The organism is Streptomyces liangshanensis, from assembly GCF_011694815.1.
GTDB classification, from domain to species: domain Bacteria; phylum Actinomycetota; class Actinomycetes; order Streptomycetales; family Streptomycetaceae; genus Streptomyces; species Streptomyces liangshanensis.
The window spans coordinates 6,159,968-6,174,141 of record NZ_CP050177.1 but is presented as its reverse complement, the minus strand read 5'-3'; the positions used below and the strand labels follow the sequence as shown (position 1 = coordinate 6,174,141).

13 protein-coding genes and 1 pseudogene are annotated in these 14,174 nt (G+C 73.1%); 5 read left to right on the top strand and 9 right to left on the bottom strand.

What is annotated here, in order from left to right:
* The first annotated feature begins 215 nt into the window (after positions 1-215).
* Complete coding sequence (locus HA039_RS26835) at positions 216-1,754, top strand: S8 family peptidase (protein WP_167033926.1); 1,539 nt, start codon at positions 216-218, stop codon at positions 1,752-1,754.
* A gap of 152 nt (positions 1,755-1,906) precedes the next feature.
* Here HA039_RS26835 and HA039_RS26830 read toward each other — a convergent pair whose 3' ends face one another.
* Together HA039_RS26830 and HA039_RS26825 are read right to left on the bottom strand one after the other, a co-directional pair.
* Positions 1,907-2,950 carry a zinc-dependent alcohol dehydrogenase family protein gene (locus tag HA039_RS26830; RefSeq protein WP_167033925.1) on the bottom strand — a complete coding sequence of 348 codons (1,044 nt, stop codon included), beginning with the start codon at positions 2,948-2,950 and terminating at the stop codon, positions 1,907-1,909.
* 162 nt (positions 2,951-3,112) lie between these two features.
* Complete coding sequence (locus HA039_RS26825) at positions 3,113-3,829, bottom strand: VIT1/CCC1 transporter family protein (RefSeq protein ID WP_167033924.1); 717 nt, start codon at positions 3,827-3,829, stop codon at positions 3,113-3,115.
* Positions 3,830-3,949: 120 nt separating this feature from the next.
* On the opposite strand from HA039_RS26825, the gene HA039_RS26820 reads away from it, so the two are divergent.
* The 4 genes from HA039_RS26820 (at position 3,950) to HA039_RS26805 (ending at position 8,474) form a co-directional block, all read left to right on the top strand.
* Positions 3,950-4,957 carry a DEDDh family exonuclease gene (locus tag HA039_RS26820; protein ID WP_167033923.1) on the top strand — a complete coding sequence of 336 codons (1,008 nt, stop codon included), beginning with the start codon at positions 3,950-3,952 and terminating at the stop codon, positions 4,955-4,957.
* A gap of 53 nt (positions 4,958-5,010) precedes the next feature.
* Positions 5,011-5,814 (top strand): SURF1 family cytochrome oxidase biogenesis protein, encoded by an 804-nt coding sequence (locus tag HA039_RS26815; RefSeq protein ID WP_167033922.1) that lies wholly within the window; start codon positions 5,011-5,013, stop codon positions 5,812-5,814.
* A gap of 115 nt (positions 5,815-5,929) precedes the next feature.
* Positions 5,930-7,714 (top strand): glycoside hydrolase family 15 protein, encoded by a 1,785-nt coding sequence (locus HA039_RS26810; protein WP_167033921.1) that lies wholly within the window; start codon positions 5,930-5,932, stop codon positions 7,712-7,714.
* 4 nt (positions 7,715-7,718) lie between these two features.
* Complete coding sequence (locus tag HA039_RS26805) at positions 7,719-8,474, top strand: SDR family oxidoreductase (RefSeq protein ID WP_167033920.1); 756 nt, start codon at positions 7,719-7,721, stop codon at positions 8,472-8,474.
* 60 nt (positions 8,475-8,534) lie between these two features.
* Here HA039_RS26805 and HA039_RS26800 read toward each other — a convergent pair whose 3' ends face one another.
* The 7 genes and pseudogenes from HA039_RS26800 to HA039_RS26770 all read right to left on the bottom strand — a co-directional run bounded on the left by HA039_RS26800 (position 8,535) and on the right by HA039_RS26770 (position 14,164).
* Positions 8,535-9,794, bottom strand: a complete 1,260-nt coding sequence (locus tag HA039_RS26800) for a cytochrome P450 family protein (RefSeq protein ID WP_167033919.1) — start codon at positions 9,792-9,794, stop codon at positions 8,535-8,537.
* The gene (locus HA039_RS26795) at positions 9,791-10,408 is read right to left on the bottom strand and encodes a GTP-binding protein (protein ID WP_167033918.1); all 618 of its coding nucleotides are present in this window, start codon (positions 10,406-10,408) and stop codon (positions 9,791-9,793) included. Before HA039_RS26795 ends, HA039_RS26800 begins: the two co-directional genes overlap by 4 nt.
* Positions 10,377-10,742: a DUF742 domain-containing protein gene (locus tag HA039_RS26790; protein WP_167033917.1), complete on the bottom strand. Its 366-nt coding sequence runs from the start codon at positions 10,740-10,742 to the stop codon at positions 10,377-10,379. Before HA039_RS26790 ends, HA039_RS26795 begins: the two co-directional genes overlap by 32 nt.
* Positions 10,739-11,194: a roadblock/LC7 domain-containing protein gene (locus HA039_RS26785; RefSeq protein ID WP_167033916.1), complete on the bottom strand. Its 456-nt coding sequence runs from the start codon at positions 11,192-11,194 to the stop codon at positions 10,739-10,741. The genes HA039_RS26790 and HA039_RS26785 overlap by 4 nt, the downstream gene beginning before the upstream one ends.
* The gene (locus HA039_RS26780; protein ID WP_167033915.1) at positions 11,194-12,576 is read right to left on the bottom strand and encodes an ATP-binding protein; all 1,383 of its coding nucleotides are present in this window, start codon (positions 12,574-12,576) and stop codon (positions 11,194-11,196) included. The genes HA039_RS26785 and HA039_RS26780 overlap by 1 nt, the downstream gene beginning before the upstream one ends.
* Before the next feature lie 225 nt (positions 12,577-12,801).
* A pseudogene (gene amaP, locus HA039_RS26775) lies at positions 12,802-13,377 on the bottom strand (alkaline shock response membrane anchor protein AmaP); the annotation flags it as partial.
* A gap of 166 nt (positions 13,378-13,543) precedes the next feature.
* Positions 13,544-14,164 carry a DUF6286 domain-containing protein gene (locus HA039_RS26770; protein ID WP_425086426.1) on the bottom strand — a complete coding sequence of 207 codons (621 nt, stop codon included), beginning with the start codon at positions 14,162-14,164 and terminating at the stop codon, positions 13,544-13,546.
* Positions 14,165-14,174: the final 10 nt, after the last annotated feature.

Sequence of the window (14,174 nt, the reverse complement as noted above, 5' to 3'; positions counted from 1 at the left end):
GCACGGTTGGGCGTGTGATGTTGCTGGTCCCTCTGACAACGGCACGGAAGGCGTGGCGAAGCGGTTCAACGCGGCGGTTTTTCTTCTTGACGTCCCGTCGGCGGCGTCTCAAGTCATTGATACGCGGGGGTGGTCGACGGTAGTTTTCGCTGATCATGCACCTGTCCACGCGCGTCATGCGCGTGGGCGGCTCTCACGGATGATGTGGAGAACCCATGGCTCATCTGGGATCCAGACGCAGACGCGTACTCGCGCTGCCCGCTGGTCTGGCGCTCACCGCCTCGCTCGGCTTCCTGCCCGGCGCCTCGGCGGTCGCCGCTCCGGCGGCACCGGCCGTCTCGGCGCCGGTCGTCACGGACGGCCCCAAGCTCTCGTACGTCGTCAACACGCACGGCGGGCGCTCCACGCTGAAGTCGGTGGAGAAGGCCGTCGGCAAGGCCGGCGGCACGGTGGTGACCACCTACGACCGCATAGGCGTCATCGTCGCGTCCTCGCAGAACCCGGACTTCGCGAAGTCCCTGCGCAAGGTCAGGGGCGTCGACTCGGCCGGTGCCACCCGCACCGCGCCGCTGCCGGCGCAGTCCACCACGGACGAGGGCGCGCCCCGCGCGCTCACCGCCGCCGAGCTCGCCGAGGCGACCGCGGACAAGTCCGCCGCACAGGACCCGCTGGAGCCGTTGCAGTGGGACCTGCGCGCCATCAAGGCGGACAAGGCCCACGAGAAGACCCTCGGCAGCCGGAAGGTGACCGTCGCCGTCATCGACACGGGCGTCGACGACACGCACCCCGACATCGCCCCGAACTTCGACCGCGCCGCGTCGGTCAACTGCGTGACGGGCAAGCCCGACACGACGGACGGCGCCTGGCGTCCGAACGCCGGGGAGAGCCCGCACGGCACGCACGTCGCGGGTGAGATAGCCGCCGCCAAGAACGGCATCGGCGTCACCGGGGTCGCCCCGGGCGTGAAGGTCGCCGGCATCAAGGTCTCCACGCCGGCCGGGTTCTTCTACACCGAGGCGGTCGTCTGCGGCTTCGTCTGGGCCGCCGACCACGGTGTCGACGTGACCAACAACAGCTACTACACCGACCCGTGGTACTTCAACTGCAAGAACGACCCGGACCAGAAGGCGCTCGTCGAAGCCGTCACCCGGGCCTCGAAGTACGCGGAGAGCAAGGGCACGGTCAACGTGGCGGCGGCCGGCAACGAGGCGTACGACCTCGCGGCCGACTCCATCACCGACCCGACCAGCCCGAACGACACCATCCCCGGTGACCGGGTGATCGACCCGTCCGAGTGCCTGGACATACCGACCCAGCTCCCGGGTGTCGTGACCGTCGCGGCCACCGGCGCCAAGTCGGGCAAGTCGTCGTTCTCGAACTACGGCCTGGGCATCATCGACATCGCGGCGCCGGGCGGCGACCGCTACCAGGTCCCGGACGCGCCGGCCACCAGCGGCTCCATCCTGGGCCCGCTGCCGGGCGGTTCGTGGGGCTACATGTCCGGTACGTCGATGGCCTCCCCGCACGTCGCGGGTGTCGCGGCGCTGCTGAAGTCGACGTACCCGCACGCCTCCCTCGCGGTGATCAAGGCGCTGCTGACGGCCCAGGCCGACGACACGGCCTGCCCGGCGGTGTACGACTACAACAGCGACGGCAAGGTCGACGCGGTGTGCAGCGGGAGCAAGCGGTACAACAGCTTCTACGGCGCGGGCATCGCCGACGCGCTGGACGCGGTGAGCGGCTTCCGGCACTGATCGCGTTCCCACCGCCGCCGGTCCTGACATCCCGTCACCGGCACGCGTGAGCACGGCATTTCACGGCGCGGGCCGTCCCTCCGGGGGCGGCCCGCAGTCGTGTCCGCGGTCGTGTCCGGGGCCCGGGCCGGGGTCTCGGCCGTGGAGCCGGACTACATCCTGATGAGCACCTTGAGCGCGGTACGGGAGTCCATGGCCTTGTAGCCGTCGGCCACGTCGTCCAGGGAGACCGTCAGGTCGAAGACGGGCGACGGGTCGAGGGTGCCGTCGAGCACGTCGGGCAGCAGCGCGGGGATGTACGCCCCGGCCGGCGCGAGCCCGCCGCGCAGCGCGATGTTCCGGTCGAACATGTGGCGCAGGTCCACGGCCGTACCGCTGCCGTGGGGCGCCCCGACGTAACCGATCGCCCCGCCGCCACGGGTGATCCGCAGGGCCGTACGCATCGACTGCTCGGTGCCGACCGCCTCCACGACGGCGTGCGCGCCCTGCCCCCGGGTCAGCTCGCGCACGGCCTCCACGGCGGCCTCGCCGCGCTCGGCGACCACGTCGGTGGCGCCGAAGGTCCTGGCGAGGTCCGTACGGGCCTGGTGGCGGCCCAGCGCGATGATGCGCCCGGCGCCCAGCCGCCGGGCGGCCAGCACCGCGCACAGCCCCACCGCGCCGTCCCCGACGACGGCGACGGTGCTGCCGGGCCGTACCCCGGCGCCCAGGGCCGCGTGGTGTCCGGTGCCCATCACGTCGGAGAGGGCGAGCAGCGCGGTCAGCAGCCGCTCGTCGGAGGCCGCGTCGGCCGGGAGCGCGGCGAGGGTGCCGTCGGCGAAGGGGACCCGGACCGCCTCGCCCTGGCCGCCGTCGGTGCCGCCGTCGCCCCAGTCGCCGCCGCTCGGGCAGGACGTGGGGAGCCCCTCGTGGCAGAAGTCACAGGTCCCGTCGGCCCAGACGAAGGGCGCGACCACCAGATCGCCGACCGCGAAGCGCGCCACGTCGGAGCCGGTCTCCTCGACCACGCCGAGGAACTCGTGCCCGATCCGCGACCCGGGCTCCACGACCGATTCGCCCCGGTACGGCCACAGGTCGCTGCCGCATATGCAGGCCCGCAGCACCCGCACCACCGCGTCGGTGGGCCGCCGGATCACCGGATCGGGCACCTCCTCCACCCGGATGTCGTGGGGAGCGTGGATGACGGTGGCGCGCATGGGGGGTCCTTGCCGGTCTGATGATGGGACCCGAACACGTTACGCCCGCTTTCGGGTGGTCAGGACCGCGTGCCGCACGGGCGGCGGGGGCGGCCTCCCCCGCTGTGACGCGCACCACTTGGCCGGCCCGCGACCCGCCGCACCCCCAGCAGCGCGCCCCCGTCACACCCCCGCCGCCCCCAGCAGCGCGCCCGCGGCGTACGTGACCGCCATGGCCACCGCTCCCCCGCCCATGTTCCGCAGCACCGCGCGGGTCCTCGGGGCCGCTCCCAGCCGCGCGCTGCCCCACCCGGTCAGGGCGAGGGCCACCAGCACCGCCAGGACCGTGACCGGCACCCGGTACGAGGGCGGGAGCAGGACGATCGCGAGGAGCGGCAGCAGGGCGCCCACCGTGAACGACAGGAAGCTCGCCCCCGCCGCGTGCCACGGGTTGGTCAGCGCGTCGGGGTCGATGCCCAGCTCCTCGCTCGCGTGGGCGCGCAGCGCGTCCCGCGCCGTCAGCTGCTCGGCCGCCTCCCGCGCCACCTCGGGCGACAGGCCCCGCTCCGCCAGCAGGCCCGTCAGCTCGGCGAGTTCGGCCTCCGGCTGTTCCCGCAGCTCGCGGCGCTCCACGGCCAGCGCCGCCCGTTCCGAGTCGCGCTGGGTGGAGACCGACACGTACTCCCCCGTCGCCATCGACATCGACCCGGCCAGCAGGCCCGCCAGACCCGCCGTCAGCAGCGTCCCCCTGGCGTCGGTGGCGCCGGCCACGCCGACCACCAGGCCCGCCGTGGAGACGATGCCGTCGTTGGCGCCGAGGACGGCCGCGCGCAGCCAGTTGAGGCGGGTGCCGAGGGCGTCGCCGTGCGGCTCCGCGTGGGCGGGGGTGGAGTCCGTCATCCGGCGAGAGTCTCACCCGGGCCGTCAGCGGCGCGACAGCGACCCGCACTTGACGGACCACCCGGCGGCGGGCCCGGGCCGCCCGGGCGACCGTGCTGTCGGTCCCGGCCCGTATTCTCTGTGACCATGCTCGACGACCAGACGACAGCGACGACGTGGCCGGCCGCCTACCCCCAGGGGTACGCGGTCGTCGACGTGGAGACCACCGGCCTCGCCCGCGACGACCGGATAGTGTCCGCCGCCGTCTACCGCCTGGACGTCCGGGGCGAGGTCGAGGACCACTGGTACACGCTCGTCAACCCGGAGCGCGATCCGGGACCCGTCTGGATCCACGGGCTGACGAGCGACGTCCTGGAGAGCGCCCCGCTCTTCCCGGAGATCGCCGCCGAGTTCGCGGAGCGCCTGGAGGGCCGGGTCCTGGTGGCGCACAACGCCATCTTCGACTGGTCGATGATCGCCCGGGAGTACGCGCGCGCGGGCGGCGCGGCGCCCACCCGGCAGCGGCTGTGCACGATCGCGCTGTCCAAGGAGCTGGCCCTGCCGCTGCCCAACCACAAACTGGAGTCGCTGGCCGCGCACTTCGGCGTGGTGCAGCAGCGCGCGCACCACGCGCTGGACGACGCGCGGGTGCTCGCGGAGGCGTTCCGGCCGAGTCTGCACGCGGCGGCGCGGGGCGGCGTACGGCTCCCGCTCCTCGAATGCCTGCCGCTCACGGAGTGGTCGGACTCGCCCGCGCGGCCCCGGATCGGCCGGCAGTCGTCGTACCGCCCGGCGGCGCAGACGAGCTGGCGGCCCTCGCGCAAGCGCCCGTCCTGCCCGTATCCGAACCCGGGCCGGTACGAGCCGGGCAAGGCGCTCGTCCAGGGCATGCGGGTGGCGTTCTCGGGCGACACGTCCGTCGACCGCGAACTGCTGGAGGACCGGGCGGTGGAGGCGGGGCTGCACGTCGCGACGAGCGTGTCGCGGCTGACGAGCCTGCTCGTGACCAACGATCCGGAGTCCTCGACGTCGAAGACCGTCAAGGCGGCGTCGTACGGCACCCCGGTCATCGACGAGGCCGCCTTCACCCAGCTCCTGCGGGACGTGGCGCCCGCGGGCGGTTCCGCCCCCACCTCCACGGACAGGTGACCGATTCGTACCCGCCGTCCGGCCCCCGGGGCCCGGCGGGTACCGTCGAAGGCGTGTACCGCTTCCTGTTCACCCGGCAGTGGGTGATTCTCGCCCTGCTCTCGCTCGCGCTCATCCCGACGATGATCGAGCTGGGTTTCTGGCAGCTTCACCGGCATGAGCACAAGGTCGCCCAGAACACGCTGATCTCGGACAACCTCAAGGCGAAGCCCGTCCCGGTCACGGAGCTCACCTCCCCGGGGCACACCGTCCCGTACTCCGACTACTGGCGCCGGGTCACCGCCACGGGCCGGTTCGACACCGCCCACGAGGTGGTCGTCCGCCGCCGTACGTCCAGTGACGAACAGGTCGGCTACCACGTCCTGATCCCGCTCGTCCTGGACGACGGCCGCGCGGTGATCGTCAACCGGGGCTGGATCCCGTCCGGCGACGACCAGCGGGCCTTCCCGAAGATCCCCGCCCCGCCCTCGGGCGAGGTCACGATCACCGGCCGGCTCAAGGCCGACGAGACGACGAAGGGCAGCGGCATCCGCGACCTGCGCGACCTGCCGCCCCGCCAGGTCATGCTGATCAACAGCGAGGAACAGGCGAAGTACCTGGACCGCACGGTCCTCGGGGGGTACATCGAGCTGACCTCACCGGTGCCCGCCGGGCATTCCCCGCAGGAGATCCCGGACCCCGACGACGGCTCGATCGGCCCGCACATGGCGTACGCCGTCCAGTGGTGGCTGTTCGCCGCCGGGGTGCCGGTCGGCTTCGTCGTGCTCGTACGCCGCGAGAAGCGCGACCGCACGGCGGCCGCGGAGGCCGCGGCGGCGGACCAGGACGTACCGGAACCGTCCCCGGCGACGGTCTGACCCGGCGACGGCGACGGTCCGACCCGACCGCCGACGCGCGCGGACCCACGAGGATCCGGCGGACAGGGCCACCTGACCGGGCCTAACCCCTCGTTGACGTGGGCAGAGGCCCAGAGTGACCCCACGCATCGAGGACTACGCGCTCATCGGCGATCTCCAGACCGCCGCCCTGGTCGGCAGGAACGGCTCCATCGACTGGCTGTGCCTTCCTCGCTTCGACTCGGCGGCCTGCTTCGCGGCCCTGCTCGGCGACGAGGACAACGGCCACTGGCGGATCGCCCCCAAGGACGCCGGTGACAGCACCCGGCGCTCCTACGTGGGCGACACGCTCGTCCTGGAGACCGTCTGGGAGACGCGTACCGGCACGGTGAAGGTCACCGACTTCATGCCCCAGCGCGACACCGCGCCCGACATCGTGCGGATCGTGGAGGGCGTCAGCGGGACGGTCGAGATGCGGTCCACCCTCCGGCTGCGCTTCGACTACGGCTCGGTCGTGCCGTGGATGCGGCGCTCGGACGGCCACCGGGTCGCCGTCGCGGGACCGGACTCCGTGTGGCTGCGCAGCGAGCCGCACGTCAAGACGTGGGGCCAGCACTTCACCACCTTCTCGTCGTTCACCGTCGGCGCGGGCGAGAAGGTGGCGTTCGTCCTCACCTGGCACCCCTCGCACAAGGAGCGCCCGGACCTGATCGACCCGTACGAGGCCCTGGAACAGAGCCTGGAGGACTGGCGGGAGTGGTCGGCGCGCTGCCGGTACGAGGGGCCGCACCGGGACGCCGTGATGCGCTCGCTGATCACCCTCAAGGCACTCATCTACGCCCCGACGGGCGGGATCATCGCCGCCCCCACCACCTCGCTGCCCGAGGAGATCGGCGGGGTGCGGAACTGGGACTACCGCTACTGCTGGCTGCGCGACTCGACGCTGGTGCTGGGCGCCCTGCTGTCGGCCGGGTACCTGGAGGAGGCGGCGGCCTGGCGCGACTGGCTGCTGCGCGCGGTCGCCGGCGACCCGGCGGACCTCCAGATCATGTACGGCGTCGGGGGCGAGCGCCGACTGCCGGAGACCGAACTGTCCTGGCTGCGCGGGTACGAGGGGTCCTCACCGGTCCGTACCGGCAACGAGGCCGTGGAGCAGCTCCAGCTCGACGTGTACGGCGAGGTCATGGACTCCCTCCACCTGGCGCGCGCCGCGGGCCTGCCCGCGACCTCGCACGCCTGGAAGCTCCAGCTCAGCCTGCTCGGCTTCCTGGAGTCGCGGTGGCGCGAACCGGACGAGGGGCTGTGGGAGGTGCGCGGTCCCCGCAGGCACTTCACGCACTCGAAGGTGATGGCGTGGGTCGCCGCCGACCGTGCCGTACGGACCCTGGAGGACGACCCGTCGCTGCCGGGGGACGTGGCGCGCTGGCGGGCGATGCGGGACGAGGTGCACGACGAGGTCTGCGCGAAGGGGTACGACCCGGTGCGGAACACCTTCACGCAGTCGTACGGCTCCGACGAACTGGACGCGGCGGCGCTGCTGATCCCGCAGGTCGGCTTCCTGCCGCCGGACGACCCGCGGGTGGTGGGCACGGTCGACGCGGTGCGGGACGAGCTGATGCACGGCGGGTTCGTACGGCGGTACAGCACCGAGGGCCCGTTGGTGGACGGACTGCCGGGCGGCGAGGGCACGTTCCTCGTCTGCTCGTTCTGGCTGGCCGACGCGCTGCGGATGACGGGGCGGCGGGAGGAGGCGGAGGAGCTGTTCGCGCGGCTGCTGGACCTGCGCAACGACGTGGGGCTGCTGTCGGAGGAGTACGACCCGGTGGCCGGGCGCCAACTGGGCAACTTCCCGCAGGCGTTCAGCCATATCGGGCTGGTGGGGACCGCCGTCCTGCTGGGCAAGGACGGCACGGCACCATAGGCCCATGGATCTTGGGCTGAAGGACCGTGTCTACGTCGTCACCGGGGCCTCCCGGGGGCTCGGCCGCGCCGCGGCGGAGGCGCTGGTCGGGGACGGCGCGAAAGTGGTGATCACCGGGCGGGACGCGGCGGGAGTGGCCGCGGCGGCGCGGGAGTTGGGCCCGGGCGCGTACGGGCTGGCCGCGGACAACGCGGACCCGGAGGTGGCGGGGCGGCTGACGGCCGCGGCGCGGGAGCGGTTCGGGCGGTTCGACGGGATGCTGATCAGCGTCGGTGGTCCGCCGGCGGGGGCGGCGACCGCCAACACGGACGAGCAGTGGCGGACGGCGTTCGAGTCGGTGTTCCTCGGGGCGGTACGGCTGGCGCGGGCCGCGACGTCGGAGCTGGGCGCGGGCGGGGTGATCGCGCTGGTGCTGTCCGGGTCGGTGCACGAGCCGATACCGGGCCTGACGCTGTCGAACGGCCTGCGGCCGGGGCTCGCGGGCTTCGCGAAGTCCCTCGCCGACGAGGTGGGGCCGCGCGGGATACGGGTGTTGGGCCTGCTGCCGTCCCGCATCGACACGGACCGCGTCCGCGAACTCGACGCGCTGTCGGGCGACGCGGGGGCGGCGCGGGCGCGCCAGGAGGCCCGTATCCCGCTGCGCCGCTACGGCACCCCCGCCGAGTTCGGCCGGACAGCGGCCTTCTTCCTCTCCCCGGCCGCGTCGTACGTGACGGGGGTCATGGTCCCGGTGGACGGCGGCGCCCGCCACGGCTTCTGACCCGGCACCCCGTGCACCCCGTACACACCCAGCCCGTCCGGCGATTGAGGACAACGGCGGCTACGCCGACGCCGGGGACGTCCACGGAGTGGTTCCCTCCTGGTCCGGGTGGATCGGGGTGAAGCGCACCGGCAGGCGGGTCAGGGCCCGCAGGAACCCCGTCGGGCGCCAGACGATCTCGTCCGCGGGCACCGCGAGTTCCAGCGTCGGGAGCCACGACGTGAGCCGCTCGACGGCCGTCACCGCGATCTGCACACTGGGGTCCTTCGCCGGACAGGCGTGCGGCCCCGCCGAGAACGCGAGATGCGAACGCCCCCCGTTCCCCGCCTCCTCGGGCCGCTCGGGCGCCAACCCGTCGTTGATCGCGGCGAACGAGATCAGCACCAGGCTGTGCGCCGGCACCGGCACCCCGGCCAGCACGGTGTCCTGACGCGGGTAGTGCGCCCCGTAGTTGGCCACCGGCGTCTGCTTCCACAGCACGACCCGCAGCGCGTCGTGCACGGTCAGCGCCCCGTCGGTGAGCGTGCTGTAGTACCGGTCGTCGGTCAGCATGCGGTGCAGGCTGTTGGCGAGGAGCCCGCTGGTGGGCTCGTGCGCCGCGCCGACGAAGAGCAGCAGCTCCTCGAAGACCTCCTGCGTGGTGAGCCGCGCCGGATGGGCCAGCAGCCAGGACGTCAGGTCCTGGCCGGGCTCGCGCACCCGCAGGTCGACCAGCTCGCCGATGTACCCGAGGTAGTCGTCCCAGGCCTCCTTGGCCTGTTCCTGGTGCGCGCTCGTGAACCCGGCGAGCGCGGTGGCCAGCCGGGTGTTCTCCCGGTCGGGGACGCCGAACATCTCGTTGAACAGCAGGACCGGCAGCCCCATCGCGAACTCGGCGACCAGGTCGCACTCCCCGCGTGCCGCGAACCCCTGGATGAGCCGGTCGGCGCTGCGCCGCACCATCCCGCGCAGGACGTGCGGCTCGAAGCGGGCGAGGCTGTCGGAGACCGCCCCCCGGTACCGGGCGTGTTCGTCGCCGTCGGTGAACATCGGGCTGCGCTGGTAGCCCAGCATGGTCCGCATCGGCGAGTCGGCGGGCATGTGGGCCGCCTCCCACGCGCGCGGGTCCTTGGACCAGAGCTTGGTGTCGTACAGGACCTCCAGCGCGGTGCCGAAGTCCGTCACCAGCAGGGCCTTGACCCCGGGGGCGAACTCGACGGGCGCCACCTTGCCGAGGGCGCGCAGCCGCCGGTAGATCCCGTAGGCGTCGGCGGCGAACTCGGGGCCGTACAGCCGGGTCAGGTCGGACGTCGGCGGGGTGGTCGTCAGCGGGGTGGTCACACCATCTCCAGCGGGGACAGGACGTGTTGGGTCATCGTGATCAGCGCGTCCAGGCACGCGTCGCGGTCCCGGGCGTCGAGCCCGACGACCGGGGTGCCGGCCGGCAGGTCGAGCGCGGCGCGTACGTCGTCCGGGGAGTGGACCGGTGACGCGGGGAAGTGGTTGACGCCGACGACGTACGGCAGCCCCGCGGCCTCCACCATGTCCATCACCTCGAACGCGGCGTCCAGCCTGCCGGTGTCGACCAGCACCAGGATGCCGAGCGCGCCGCTGACGATGTCGTCCCACAGCACGCGGAAGCGCTTCTGCCCGGGACTGCCGAACATGTACAGGACCAGGCGGTCGTCCAGGGTGAGCCGGCCGAAGTCGGTGCCGACCGTGGTGTGGGTCTTGGCGTCCACGCCCTCCAGGTCGTCGACCAGGGCGCCGGCCTGCGTCATCAGCTCCTCGGTGTGCCGGCTCTGGATCTCGGAGACGGCACTGACGAACGTGGTCTTGCCGACCGCGAACGGTCCGGCGACGACGACCTTGAGCATCAGGGCGTTCTCGGGCAGGTGGGCCGGGGGCCGGCTGTCGGGGGCCTCAGGAAGAGGACTTGGCCCGGCGGAGTCCATCGAGCACCTTTCTCAGCATCTCGGGGTCGTGCTGCGCCGCGAGGGGCGCGGGCGGGCGGGCCTTGAGGCATCCCGCCGCGATCAGATCCGCCAGCACGACCTTCGACAGCGAGACGGGCAGCCGCAGGTACGAGGCGGTCTCCACCAGGGAGAGGGCACCGGCCCTGAGCAGCTCCATGGCCTCGCGCTGCTTGTCGCTCAGGCCGCGCGGGACGTCGCCGCCGACGCGGTGGAGCAGGGTGATCCGTTCGAGCGCGCAGCGGTCGGCCCTGGCCCGGCCGCCGGTCTCGACGTACGGCCGTACGAGCGGCCTCGACGCCCGTTCCGGGGTCATGACACCGCACCCACGGCGCCGCTCCCGTGCTGGCGCGCCGGGGTGCTCATGGCGCGGCCCAGCTTCTTCACCTGGACCTGCACCTCGTGCGCCACGACCCCGAGGTCGACCTCGGTGTCGGTGTAGACCGCGATCACCGCGTTCCGGCCGGCGCCGGTCAGGAACACGTAGCCGTGGAGGCCCTCGACGACCACCTGCCGTACGTCCTCGGGGCCGTCGGAGCCCGCGAAGGCGCCGAGGAGGCCGCGGGAGGACGAGATGATCCCGGCGAGCATGGCCGACGCGCCCTCCGCGTCCACCCGGGGCAGGTTCGTGGAGCGTCCCTGGACGAGCCCGTCGGAGGCGAGGACCACGCCGTGCCGTACGTGCGGGATGTCCATCAGCGGTTCGAGCACCCACGACATCGGTTCGTCCGTCGTCCGGAGCTTCGGCTCACGGCGTCCATCGATCATCACGGCTGTCCTTCTTCGGAGGGGTGGTCGGGCTGGTCCGGGGCGGCGCGGCCGGCCGCCGTGCCGGACTGGACCGCGGCCCACCGGCTCTGGTTCTCCGCCGGGCTGGGCTCCGGCGCGTCGGCCGCGTCGGGGACTCCGACCGGTCCCGGCACCCGGCCGCGCATGCCCCTGCGCTGCGGCAGACCGCTCGGGCCGGGCGGCAGGACGGCGACGGACGCCAGGGCGTCCGCGGAGGTGGGCGCGGACTGTTCCTCGTCGCCGGGGACGGGACCGCGCGGGGAGGGGACGTTCGGTGACACCACGCTCGGCGTCACCGAGTCCTCCTTGACCATGATCAGCAGTGATTCCGGTACGAACACGGCGGCGCGCAGCCCGTTGCTGTAGGGGGCGCGTTCCAGGACGGTGCGCAGGCCGTACTGGCGGGCGATGGCGCCGGCCACCGGCAGGCCGATGCCGGGCGGTTCGCCCTCCAGCTCGGTGAAGAGCAGCGCCAGTTCGCCGGCGGCGAGCCCGTTGGCCCGCGCCAGCTCGTCCGCCTCCATGCCCAGTCCCCAGTCGGTGATGAAGAAGGTGCAGCCGCTCGCGCCGTGTTTCACCTCGACCTCGATGTCGATGTTGCTCGGGGAGTGGCTGAGCGCGTTGTCGAGCAGTTCGGCGAGGACCATGGCGAGCGGTTCGACGGCGCGGGCCACCACCCCGAGCCGGCCGCGCACCTGGTAGCTGGGCGGCGCGATCCGCTGGTAGCCGACCACCCGCCCGGCGGCGCTCTTGACGATGCCCTGCACCGGAGAGTCCCCCCGGGCGAGCCCGGGCCATCTCCCGCACATCACGGCCAGGCCCTGGACGAGCCGGAGGTTCAGCTCGTTGAGCTCGTCCAGGCGCACCAGGTCCTCGGCCACGTCCGGATGGTCGTACCGCTCCTGCATGCCCTGGAGGAAGGTCTGCTGCCGGTAGTGGAGCGCCTGGAGCTTGCCCATGACGCCCCGCATCACGGCCTTGGCCGCGTCGTCGCCGCGTACCCGCTCGTCGACGACCAACTGCCGCACCTGTTCGAGGACATGCCCGAGGGACACGTCCACGTCGGAGCCGGCCAGCTGTGCGTCGCGCAGCCCCGGGACCACCACGTGGGGGTGGGCGGTGGACATCGCCAGCTCGGGCAGCCGGGTGGTGGCCGTGTGGCGCAGCTCGGTGAGGACCGAGCGCACCAGGTCGTCCTTCGCGGCCAGTTCGGCGTCCAGCCGGGCGATCTCCCCCTCCAGCGCCGCCACCCGGTCCTGCCGGATCTTCTCCCCGTACGCCAGCCGCGCGTCGAACACCGACTGCGCCTCGGCCAGTGCCTTCTCGGCCCGTCTTCCCGGCCGCCACCACGGAACAGGCATCACTCGCACCACCGTGGACCGGCAGTGGCACCACTTGCCATAGCTGTAACCCCGTCACATCACTGTTGTCGCCGCATCGCTGTCGTCCCGCGGATCCGGCGGCCGCTCCGGGCCGCCGTATAGCCCTATCGGTGATCTATGGGACCAGTCAACGGGAGAATCAGAAACTCTGGGACGAATGGGGCCACAGAGACACCAGATGAGTTACGAGTCGGGTACCCTGCGTCAATTCACTCTCTCGGGGCGGTGCTTGGCGGCCCGCAACCTGACCTCCGCGGGCAGCGCCTCAAGACCCGCGGAACCCCGCGCGTGCGCCAGCGCCTCCCCCGTGAGCCGGTCCATCGCCCCGCCGGGATCGGCGTGCGGCTCCAGCAGGAGCTGGACCCGCGCCGCCGGCGCCGTACGACGGCCCGTCAGCCGCGCCCGCGCCCGCGCCACCCCGTCAAGGGACCGCGCCTCGCTCTCCAGCACTCCTTCGAGTGCCCGCCCGCGCAGCAGCGCGCCCTCACCGTCCCCGCTGTCGATCAGGATCTCGGCCAGCCGTGCCCGCCGGAACTGCGCCAGCGCCCAGCACAGCGTGACCACGACGATGACCGCGAGGGCGGCGATGACCACCGGCCACCACCAGCCGTCGTCGCGGTAGCGCTGGCGGTTGTGGCGGGTCAGCAGGACGTCGTGCGGGCCGCTGTACGGCCACCAGCCGGGCACCGCCCAGTCCTGGCCCTGGGCGACCACGACACCCCCGGCCAGGAGCAGCACCAGGCCGATGAGACCGAGCAGGACCCGGTTGACGACCCGGAGCGCCCCGCCGGTCCGGCCGGGCTTCCCCGGGCCCCCGTGGTGGGCGTCGCGCTCCCGCGTCTCGTGCTTCGCCTTCCTGGCCTGCCTCACCCGCCACTGCTTCTGTTCCTTGCGGTCCTTCCTGACCTGACGGTCCGTCCCGCGCCTCTCGCCCCGGCTCACCCGGTCACCCCTTCCTCTTGGGCCTGCGCACCCGCACCGACAGGGCGAGGGGCCTGGCGAGGCCCAGCTCCCCCAGGCCGGCGCCGAGCGCGCTGTCCAGATCGGCCCGTACGTCGTCGAGTTCACGGAAGTGGGACAGCGCGCGGACGCGTGCCGTGCGCCGGCGCACCCGGACCCGCGCGGAGCGCACCCCCGAGACCTCCAGGGCCCGGTCGCGCAGCACCAGCGCGGCGGCGGACCGGTCGAGTCCGGCCCGGACGTGGGCGTGCTCGCGGCGCATCGGCAGCAGCGCGCGCAGGCCCGGGGTCAGGGCGAGGAGGATGAGCCAGACGCCGAGGGCCATCGCGACACACGCCGAGAGCATGAGCCAGGTCTCGTCGAGCGGCTGCTCGGCCAGTTCCTCGGCGAGCCGGCGGCGCCAGTACATCGCCGCGTGCCCGGCCCGTACCGCCGCGACGTCGTACAGCACCAGGCCGGCGGCGCCCAGGATGATCAGGGCGGTCACCGCGGCGGGGATCCGGCGCGTGGACCAGAAGCGGCCCGCCCGGCCGCCGGAGACCGTGGCGCCGTCCACGGACGGCGCGCGCGCTTCCCCGGAGGCCGAGGCGGACCGGTCTTTTTGCATGACCCCGCCT